This window comes from Rhodocytophaga aerolata, assembly GCF_030503435.1.
Classification (GTDB): Bacteria; Bacteroidota; Bacteroidia; order Cytophagales; family 172606-1; genus Rhodocytophaga; species Rhodocytophaga aerolata.
Map to the genome: position 1 here is coordinate 1 of NZ_JAUKPO010000076.1, position 10903 is coordinate 10903.

General features: G+C 38.3%; 7 protein-coding genes. 4 read left to right on the forward strand and 3 right to left on the reverse strand.

The window, feature by feature from the left end; all coding sequences use genetic code 11:
* Positions 1–41 precede the first annotated feature (41 nt).
* Positions 42–218, forward strand: coding sequence for a hypothetical protein (locus Q0590_RS35600; RefSeq protein WP_302042450.1), 177 nt, complete (start codon positions 42–44; stop codon positions 216–218).
* A 221-nt stretch (positions 219–439) separates the two neighbouring features.
* Here the strand turns inward: Q0590_RS35600 and Q0590_RS35605 are convergent, their stop codons facing one another.
* Positions 440–613 (reverse strand): hypothetical protein, encoded by a 174-nt coding sequence (locus Q0590_RS35605; protein WP_302042451.1) that lies wholly within the window; start codon positions 611–613, stop codon positions 440–442.
* A gap of 445 nt (positions 614–1058) precedes the next feature.
* Positions 1059–8462 (reverse strand): T9SS type A sorting domain-containing protein, encoded by a 7404-nt coding sequence (locus Q0590_RS35610; RefSeq protein ID WP_302042452.1) that lies wholly within the window; start codon positions 8460–8462, stop codon positions 1059–1061.
* 7 nt (positions 8463–8469) lie between these two features.
* Here Q0590_RS35610 and Q0590_RS35615 point away from each other — a divergent pair, with 7 nt between their 5' ends.
* A complete protein-coding gene (locus tag Q0590_RS35615) occupies positions 8470–8763 on the forward strand; it encodes a hypothetical protein (RefSeq protein WP_302042453.1) in 294 nt (97 codons plus the stop codon).
* Positions 8764–10165: 1402 nt separating this feature from the next.
* Here Q0590_RS35615 and Q0590_RS37725 read toward each other — a convergent pair.
* Positions 10166–10414 (reverse strand): substrate-binding domain-containing protein, encoded by a 249-nt coding sequence (locus Q0590_RS37725; protein ID WP_366970802.1) that lies wholly within the window; start codon positions 10412–10414, stop codon positions 10166–10168.
* Between Q0590_RS37725 and Q0590_RS37730 the strand changes: the two genes are divergently transcribed.
* Positions 10338–10502, forward strand: coding sequence for a helix-turn-helix domain-containing protein (locus Q0590_RS37730; RefSeq protein WP_366970804.1), 165 nt, complete (start codon positions 10338–10340; stop codon positions 10500–10502). The genes Q0590_RS37725 and Q0590_RS37730 overlap by 77 nt on opposite strands.
* A 9-nt stretch (positions 10503–10511) precedes the next feature.
* Positions 10512–10808 (forward strand): helix-turn-helix domain-containing protein, encoded by a 297-nt coding sequence (locus tag Q0590_RS35625; protein ID WP_302042455.1) that lies wholly within the window; start codon positions 10512–10514, stop codon positions 10806–10808.
* The last annotated feature ends 95 nt before the right edge of the window (positions 10809–10903 follow it).

Sequence of the window (10903 nt, forward strand, 5' to 3'; positions counted from 1 at the left end):
GCCTACGGGTGCTGATCCGGAGTGGGTAGCATTCACCGAGATTGACGCTGAACCAGCTTTTAGGTGAACCTACCGGAGGCAGCACAGGGCAGCCTGTAGTATTTAATTTGCCGGGAGGATTGCAGGCACGCATCTGCGTCAAGCGGGATGCTTATCAGGATGGAAAACAGTGGATAGGAAAGGCATTGAGCCTGATATTGATGTTAAACCCACAGTAAAGGCCTTACAAGCCGGAAGAGATTTGGTATTAGAAGCAGCTTTGCAGCATCTAAATCTAAAAGCTGATAAGATCAGAATTGATAGCCTGACTAAGAATAGATTTGGAAAGTTAAAATAGCTCATACGCGTGGTATCGGAATCTGCAATAGCATCCAGAATGTTTTCTTCTAGTTTTTTAAAGGGTATTCATAGGTGTATAGTTAAAAATGGATGATGTGTATTAAATAACCTGTTTCTTACTAATAGATGCTGACCAGTATGTATTAAGTTCGCCAGATGTAGTTTCTACCGTAACTGTATAATCCCCTTCATTTCGCATGCGATATTGAAAGTACTTCGAATCCAGATAAGGCCTTGGCAGATAGGAAGAAAACTTCTCTATCATCTCGCTCATAACCTCCAATGCTTTTGTAGCTTTCGAGGAGCATAATCACTCTACTACTTTAATAATAAGTTTTCGCGTATAATCAAAAGTGTATGCTCGCACCTTTGAACAATATAAATTTATTTCATAGTAGAAAACAATTAAAAATGGATGAAATGGAGTAAATAGTCTAATTGCTTTCTTGTAGGTATCAATTGTCTTTCTCTTTGACGGCAAACTGATTACACCGTAACTTGTCATGGTAAGCCTCTTCCTGCTCCCGGTATAGCTTGATTAGGTTTATCATTTGTCGGCATTGATCTTCTGACTGGTCGGAATCCGGCACTTGTAGGTGCTTCTGGCCATGTAGGTAGGCTTCAAAGCTTTGCTTTGTCTTACCTTAATTGATTTTATAGTGTTTGCTGAAAAGCTTAATTTCAAATAGATGCATTCCTACAGGATACACTCTACAACTTTATCTAACAATGATCTTTTGCTGATACGTCTTATTTAAAACCTCTACGGAAACAATATATATGCCATTGCTGAGAGGAGTATGTGGTTGTATAGTTAAAATGCTGCCATCGGCGGCCATCTTCTTTTTATATACTTCTACACCTAAAATATTATATAGAGTAACCTGTATTTCACCTTTGTATGGGAGATTAAGATAAATGATCCGTCCATCAGAAGGGTTAGGATAAATATCTAGCAGCTGAGTAGCGTTTGTGTTCATATGGGCAGAGACAATTTTCGAATACAACGCTTTACCATCCTTATCAACTTGTTTTATTCTGTAATAATTATTTCCACTTAAAGGATTTTTGTCAGTAACTATATATTTACTAATAAACTTTGATTCTCCTGCCGCAGGTAATTTTTGTATGGCAGTAAAGCCTTTTCCATTTTCACTTCGCTCGACAATAAAAAAGTCGCTATTATGTTCACTGGCCGTAAGCCACTCTATATCTATTGATTTGTTATTAACCGTAGCCTTTAAATCAACGAACTCTACCGGAAGAGCTGCCGCATAATAGGCACTACCAAACGTGTATGGGCTAAATTGTGAAATCAGATCAGAGGTAATATAGCCAGAAGAAGAAGTGGCCCAAGGCGACACGGCAGACTTTCCTCTGCTTTGCCATATTCCATTTGCAATAGTAGTACCCTCCTTGGTGGTATCTGCTTGAAGGCTATACCGGGCAACCCGTAAATCACTCCAGTCAGGCAAAAGAGCTATATTAGTAGAAGCAGTCCAATGCAGGGAGATTTTTCCTGAACTAGTTCCATTGACCCTGTCTAGCTTCCAGTATTCATAAGGGCTTACAAAATCTAAGGTAGTTAAATCCACTGCGGCACCAGGGAATCCCTGAGGTCTGAAATACTCAGCACGGAAGGCATTTGCTACATTGTCTTTAGGCTCAATACCTATTTCTCCCAGATATCCACTGTTCCCTACTGGGAAAGTGAAAACACTGGTGCTATTAGTAAGCTTAATCATTGGTCCATTTACATAACTTACATTGGACCCACCAGATAGATGGTCAGTACTGCTGCTGCCTGTCACCGTTGAGAGTTCATCCATTCTAATGAAATTGGTCTGGGTAGTATTGATTACACCATGCATTAACGTAAGTGAATTAGTACCGCCAACCAATGTAATAGGAGTACCCAGAGTTACCTGGCCATTGCTAGTACGGTTCATAGTTAGTTTAGCTAATGACTGGCTGCCACTTGTAAGCTTTAAGGTTCCATTTACATTTCCAGTACCGCCAATAACAAGACTGGAAGTAGTGGTCGTTGGATCGGAAGTAATACCTGTGATAGTGCCAGGGTTTGTAGAAATTGTACCATTCAAATATAAGGTTTTTCCATTAACAACCAGTTCATCTGAAGCTTTATTTATGTCCAGCAACCCATTAACCGTAACATCCGATAGTTGTTTGACTACAGCTGTAGTAGTAGAGTTTCCTTGATCAATAGCAACATTATACAACTGTCCGGTACCTGAAACATTTTGTTGTGTATTGCCATAGAAGGTGATCGTACCATTACCTAGTATAGTGCCATTATTAATCATATTACCACATATTCTTAAATTATAACCTGAATTAATAGTTAGTCTTGCACCAGGTTCTATAGTGATATTTTGTACCTGAGGGGCCTGATTTATTAGACTTATGCCAGTTGTTGTATTGAATCCATTGATATTATTACCTTTATACACATCGTAGGTGTCTGGCGTACGGTCAGGATAGTTAGCGGTTATTACTGGATACACTCTACCTGCCGGCAAGTTGGCAGGAATAATTACATTATCACCGCAAGCTGGCAAATTAGGTTCACACACCCCCCAGTTATCAGATTTAAACCAATCCGATGTATACCCAATCCATACAAATTTATTTAATGGCTGGAATGTAATACTCTGATCATCACATTCATAAAACTCTATATTGTCAATTCCTACGTCGTTTCCAGAGCCTGCTACACTCACGTTACCAATGCCTAGTGTTAATTCTGTTTCGTTACCAGTATTAATCTGAATAGAATACTTAACCCAGTTACAAGAAGAAGCATAATTATCTGCAATATCATCGCCTAGTCTATAACAATTAACATAAACACCAAATTTTAAGGTATTCTGGTGGGCTCTGTCAATACTTGTGCCCCAGAAAGTAAAGACATAATTTGTATTTACTTTAAGATTGCTAATTTTCTGTTGCCATAATATCTTAGAACCTGTTGGACTGGCATCAGTAATAAGCATATTACCTCCATCAATACCTCCGGCTGTAGGGGCACGGTGTGCTGCAGTTGTCATATCACAGAAAGCGCCATTGTATTGGATTGGATTCTTGTCAATAGCGAATGAGCCCTGAGGTAAAGAACCTGTGGTAAGCCTTTGATTATATTCTGTATAGAAGTCGCCCAGGTGATATTCAAGTACACCATTGTTATTTAAATCATTCAGCCTAGTAGCTCCTTTCTGATTAAAATCTCCATTTATAATAAGATTAGCTCCTGAGCAGTTTACAAAGATTTTTTTCTGGTTGCTAATACAACCTGTAGTGCTCACTGCAACTAGGTAATATTCGCCAGGTCCAGGAAAATCATTAAGTTTAGGAGTATACGATACACTATTGGTGTTTGGAATAGGAATAATAGTAGCTGCTCCAGAAGAAAGTCTATAACCCCAGTAACTGGTGGTATAAGTAGTTGTAGTAGCTGTAACGGTAGCTAGTGTTGCATTATTGGGGTCAAGAGTTTCAGGGCCAGGGTTAATAATATAGTACATAGGCTGGTTATTAGCTGTGCCTAGTATACCCAGGCTGGTGAGGTCATTGCTGAGAATCCGATACCTGTAATTTATACCCAGATCCTTCACCCCAAGTGTTGAATAGTTATCAGGAAAAGTTACAGGTATAGTGAAGAGGGTTGTTGCGCCTGGATTAGCAATTGTGAGCGTGCCATAAATATCTTTTGTCAAGTCACTATTAAATGTTCCATCCGACATAGAGCGCTGTACTTTAAGTGTAGTACCTGCATTTAGAGCGCCACCGCCTCCTGCTGCATCTACTGTTATATTTATGTCAACCGGATGTCCGGCATACCAGCAATCTACATTGGCTACCAGCTGAGCGATAGGATTTATTTGGAGATTTTTCAAAGCGATCGATCCGTTGCCCTGATCAAATACCATCTTTACTTCACTTAGAGTTATGGCTGTACTCTTCATACTAGCTGATCTTTTGTTAGTACCAACCCATAAATCAGTTGTTCCACTAGCAATTGTATTAGTACTACTATTAGGTCCAGTATAAGTTAGAGTACCTCCACTTCTGTTTACTACCCACCATATCTTGGTATTATGTGCAGTTGGAGAAGTAGTAGCTGTGCCATCAGGTAGGGTGAGTGTAACGTTCCCCGATGTTAAGTTAAATCGTAGTCTGGAAGCAGTGCTTGCATCATTTCTAGTGCCATCATCTGAAAAACCATTGCCCAGCATGAGTTGTGCCGCATCATTTTGAATCGCTGCAGACATTACTGAAAGATCAAACCTAATAATGGCAGCCGTAGGTGCAGGAATAAAATCGCGGCTTCGCAAAGCGTATATACTACCTGAACCTCTTGTAAAGGTGAAATCCGTATTATTTGAAGTTACTGTACCTGCTATTTTATCGAACTTGTTAACAGAAGCATATGTCTCATTATTAAATGCACGAGTAATAGTAGAAGAAGGAAGAATTAAGGGAAAAGCAGTTGAGTTATTTATAAATTTTCCATTTGATTCAATTGTAGCATTAGTGATCAGAATATCAGTTCCTATAGCTGTAAGCGTACCACTTGTAATGGTGGCATTACTAATCTCGGCATGGGTACTAATTGTGAAAGCGGAACCTGTCCCAGTACGGTTCAATGTAAAATTCTGTAGGCTTCTGGAAGCAGCTGTTGCCTGACTGAAACGTATGGTTCCATCGACAGCTTTGTTAGCTCCGCTGATGATCAGTGAAGATGTTGGTGAACCAATAAAAACACTATTATTTGTTTGAGCACAATTATAATTTCCATTAATTGTAAGTGTACGACCATTTAAACTTATGCCAGCAGTAGGGCTGTTTGTGGTCATAGAGTAAGTACCATTTACTACAACATCTGCATTCATTGTTACAACAAGACCTGCAAAACCATTTATACCAACAGTTAAATTATTCAGAGTAGTTGAAGAGGTGGGTAATTCGGGACCAGTAGTTACAGACTGGACATAGGTAACATTAACCTGATTATTGAAAACAGGCGTTCCTAAAAGACTACCTACATGACGAGTAATGTTAGTTATGGCCGTTGCATTATCACCCATTAGTAATTTATCTCCATTATTGATACTACCATTGGTCAGGGTAAGTGTACCACCATGATAAATAGTCAGACCACTGGCAGGTAAATTGAGGCTAGCAGTGGTCCCTGACTTAGCAAGTGTAACATTAAATAAGCCATTATTAATGGCTGGCAAACTCATAACAGGTGTATTGTTACCTCCAATGATCAGGTTAGAAGTATTGCCTCCGGTAATGGTGGCTGACCCAAGCGTAGTGCGACCATTCAAAGTCAACGTATTGTTTCCAATAACTAAACTTCCTGAAGTAAAGTTAGCTATGCTGGAAATAGTTAAACTTTGAGATAGAGAAACTGTAGGAGTTGCAGCCGTATTCTCTATAGTCAGGTTAACCACACTAGCCGGCAAGCCATTGCCTGTTACTTGAGGTAGTGTACCATTATAGGTGAAAGACCCAGAAGTAAGGTTTCTTGAACCACTCACCCGGATACTTCCTAAACTTGTTCCTGCATTTATTCCATCAGGTGAAGCAGTCAACAGGGTTCCTGTTAAAAGAATACTTCCTGTTCCTTTAATGGCACCAATCCCTGCATTAAGAGTACCATTGACGGTAGTACTTCCATTTACAGTAGCTGAATAACCATTCAAATTTAATGTAGCTCCTACTGGAATTAGCAGATTATTGCATACTACAATGTCCCTAGTTAAGGTTATTGTTCCACTAATGGTATAATCATTATATAGTGGGGAAACAGCGGTTATTGTTTGCTGGCCACTAGCTGTATAATTTATTACACTGTTACAAGATGGGATGAGAGTACCAATGGAGTTATTCAATCCACCTAAATTTAAGGTATGCGCCAGATTGCCTCCACTCATATCTATGGTTCCTGATCCACTTAAATCACCACTGATGATTACTGTTTGAGGTGTGGTAGTGCTAAACACTAGGGTAGCACTGACAGTAAGGCTATTTCCAATCGTCGAGCTAGTACCTGGTAGGGTTTTTATTCCTGATCCAGAAAGTATTAGACTCCTGTAGTTGTTACTAGAAAATAGTGTCTGATTACCATTTCTATCGTAATTGACTGTACTATTTCCTGTAGTGGAAGTTTTTAGCAAGCCGATAGTATTATTCAATCCACCTAAATTTAAGGTATGCGTCAGATTGCCTCCACTCATATCTATGGTTCCTGATCCAGTTAAATCACCACTGATGATTACTGTTTGAGAAGCTGTATTGCTATGTAACAGCATTCCATTGATTGCAGCAAAATTTGATATAACTAGGTTTTTGCTCAGTGTTACCTGAGATCCATTATTAATCGTTACGTTTCCAACAATAAGTGGAAAACCATTGCCAGTGACTTGCGTACCTGTTCTGTTAAAAATAATATTTGTATTCGGATCAAAAGTTCTGTTTCCACTAACCCGGATATTTCCAAGTGTTGTACCTGAGTTGATGCCATCAGCAGAACCTAACACAAGGGCAGAACCAGCAGTAGATGTAAAAGTCCCAGCACCTGTAACTGCTCCTGCACCTAGATCTAATGTACCTTCTACAATTACTGATCTGAGAACATTCAATGTAAACCCATTCAGGTTAAGTGTGGCGCCTACAGGTACAATCAAATTACATTCTGTGGTATTGATTGTTAACGTTTCTGTACCTGAGATAATACGTGTGTTTCCTATAGGATTAGTTAATTGACCTGCTCCTGCTCCATACGTAATAATACTGTAGCAAGTAGTGCGCAAATCAAAAATTGCATTAGTAGTTCCGTTTAAATTTAACGTGTGTGCTAAACTACCACCAGTCATATCAATCGTACCACCGGGAGTGCCGATCAGATTCCCTTGAATAGTTAAGCTTTGTGCTGCTGTTGTTCCAAAAATTAAGCTGGAGTTAATGGTTAAACTACCAGATACTGATAAATTCTGACTTAGGGTAACCGCTGCAGGATTACTGATAATTAAGCTACTATTGATGCTGGCGGGTAAACCTGTGCCTGTTACCTGGGTTGTTGTACCATTATATTCAATACTGCTACCTGTATTATAGGTTCTGTTAGCCAAAGGAACCCGGATATTGCCTGCGGTAATACCTGTATCTATGCCCAGAGTAGCCCCTACTTTAATAATGCCATTTAATATGAAATTACTTGTTGCAAGCCCAGTAATAGCTCCAGTCCCTGCATCTAATATTCCATTTATTGTAACATTTCCATTCCCGCTTATATTTACATTATGTATTTTAAGGTCAAGTGTAGCGCCGGTATTTACAGTTAAATTGCAGACAGTAACTGGGCCTGTTAGCGTTTTTATCCCTGATACAATGTTCAGGCTACCATACGTAACATTTGGAGGTGTGCCGGATATGATGGTTTGATTATTACCCCCAGTATAATTAACAATGCTATTACAGGTAGTGAGTAGCCGATTAATACTATTATTGTCTCCTGCTAAATTTAATACATGTGCCCGGCTGCCACCAGTCATATCAATTGTGCCCACACCACTTACATCACCACTTACATTCAAAGTTTGAGTTGTAGTAGAACTAAATGCCAGGGTTGCACTGACACTTAAATTATTTCCTACCGTTATGCTATTACCTTGTAGTGTTTTTATTCCTGAACCGGAAATAGTAAGATTTCTGTAATTTGGACTGGCAAATACGGTTTGATTATTATTTCTAGTATAATTTATTATACTGTTACTTGTCAAAGAAGTTATTAGATTACCGATTGAATTACTAGCACCTTGCAGATTTAAAGTATGTGCTAAGTTTCCTCCGCTCATATTTAGTGTACCTGTTCCACTTAAGTCTCCGGTTAAAGTTAATGTTTGAGGTGTAGTTGAAGAGAAACTAGCGGTACCTGTGATAGCTAGATTCTGATTTGCAGTTACCAGAGGAGTTGAGGCCGTATTGCTAATTATTAAGTTGCTAATACTCGTCGGAAAACCATTGCCTGTTACTTGTGCAGTTGCTCCATTAAATACAAAAGTACTACCTGCTGCATAAGTTCTTATTCCAGTCATCCTCAAATTGCCAAGTACTGTAGGACTATTGTTTATTCCATCAGCAGAACCTATTCTTAAAGTACCGGAACTACTTAAAGTAAAAGTGCCTAAACCAGCTATGGCACCTGTGCCTGCATCTAATATTCCGTCAATTGTACTATTTGTAGTTACTGTAGCAGTAAATGTGCCTAAGGATAATGTAGCACCATTTGCAACTGTTAGACTATTGCACACACTAATACTTCCATCCAAAGATTTTATTCCTGAACCAGAAATTGCAAGATTTCTATATCCATTAGAAGGAGATAGTACAGTTTGATTTATATTTCCGGTATAATTTACATTGCTATTACATAATAGTGATGTAACTAGTGTGATGTTGGGATCAACTGTTCCCCCTAAATTTAACGTATGATTTCTATTATTAACACTCATGTTAATACTACCACTTCCTGTTAAATTTCCATTTATAGTAATTGTTCTATTGGCAGTATTATCAAACTCTAGTGTGCCGTTGATATTTGCAGTGCCATTTATTGTTAAGGACCCCCCGCGCAATTCTACTGTTCTAGTAGCACCATTTATTGTTAAATTATTAATAACCGCACCTGCTGGGACATTAGTTACTACTGCACTAGTATTAAATATTATATTGTCACTGTTGCTGAATCTGTTAGGCCAATCAGTATTACGATCCCAGTTTCTCCTATCTTGCCAATCATTTGACTGTGAACCATCCCATATATAAGTATTTTGCCCATATCCGGAAGAAGTTAAAATAAGCAACAAACCTATACTTAGCATGAAACCAAGTAGGTGGCGAGTTCTAAGCAACCAGTCCGTAATCTGCATGTACAAATGTTTTAAATAGTGTAGTTTCACTGTATAAACAGTTATTAAATATGAAAACCTAGGCTGATATTATATTATATGCTTTAATCCGTCAAAGAGGTACAATTATTACCATTTTATCCTTTTGACTCCGGCATATGCCTATCTTATCTAAATTTGGATGTGAAGTTCTCTATAATCTTTTGAGTTCGATAAACTAATTAACTCAGATAGTATCTTATGAAATAAGATAAGTACAAGTGTTTAAATAGGTAATTATTTTAACAGTTCATGTATGTTTGTTACATGAGCTTTATCTGTAGTCTCAAGTTATATGTCGGATGCTTAACCCTTAATTTGGGTGCAGCGAAAAGTGGTATATTTAGTTTAGTTTGCTACAGTGATGGCGATGATTCAATAGAAGAAATCACTATTTAATCACTTTTCATAGAAGGTGTTAATTCTGTACTCTCACGTAAAAAATGAATATTTCAAAAAAATAACCTTAAGGAGGCAATTGTTAAAAGCTATCAAAACAGAACTTTTATTACAACTATTTCTACATCTCCAAATTCCATATCTACAGGATCAAATAATCACTAATGAGCATTCTTATACATACCTAAACATAAAAATAATACTAATACTGAAGTACTAATCTGAGGAGTGTGGATGTTGAGGGCAGTAAGTACTGAAATTGAGATGAAATATCTTCATACGACTATTGCCCTTTACTAGCATCAGCCTCAAAGCAAAATTCGTCTAAATTCGGAGTGGTAAATTATAATTAAAGCGCAATTAGCGAACATATCGAATGAAATAAATAAATCTATTAGAGGTGAGACAAATACAAATGCTTGCACACGGATGCCTTATCCTCTGGCCAGGTTCTATTCTGCCTGAGAGAGTGGCCGAGAAGAATTAGCCAGGTGGGTTTTACCATTCAGTAAAGCCGCGATTCCGAAGCCAGAGCCTCCACCAATAACAGCTAAGGATATAGACGAGTCTTTGCTCATATAGGATTCGGCTAATTCAAGTACCAGGTTTACCTCTGGTTTACTTCTGTATCTAAAACAACTTCTTGAAGTAAGTACTGATACTCTGCAAAACTGGCGAATCAAAGGTGCTTTACCTAGCAAAAAAGTAGGTAGTAAGTGGTATTACAAGAAGGTAGACGTAAACAAGCTATTTGAGCCGGAAGAGGAAAAAAGGCGTCGGCATTATTAAGTTATAACTATGATAAATGCACCCAGTGATGAGGACTTCCATCGATTGGAATCCGAAATACAAGCACTACATAAAAAGCTTGATTATCTAATAAGGCAGATGGATAAAGTATATCACAGCCGGGACTATAACACTAAAGAAGCTGCGAAAGAATTAGGTATATCACCTGGTTGGCTTACTAAGCTACGCATTGCTAAAAGAATAGGCTATATTAACAATGCTGGGAATATCCGCTTTACACAGGCTCATATTGATGAGTACCGGGCTACATACAATGTGCCAGCACGAAAATCTCCTTTTTTATAGGACTCCGAAAACTCCGATTTTAAAAGAAACAAATCTGACTAGAGACTGTAAACTAAACTGTGTCAGGTAAAAAATTAACATAATTTTTACCTTTG

Coding starts and splice junctions, on each gene's coding strand:
- Q0590_RS35605 (WP_302042451.1), bottom strand. CDS start 613: ATGAGCGAGATGATAGAGAAGTTTTCTTCCTATCTGCCAAGGCCTTAT.
- Q0590_RS35610 (WP_302042452.1), bottom strand. CDS start 8,462: ATGACTGGAATAAGAACTTATGCAGCAGGTAGTACTTTTGTATTTAAT.
- Q0590_RS35625 (WP_302042455.1), top strand. CDS start 10,512: ATGATAAATGCACCCAGTGATGAGGACTTCCATCGATTGGAATCCGAA.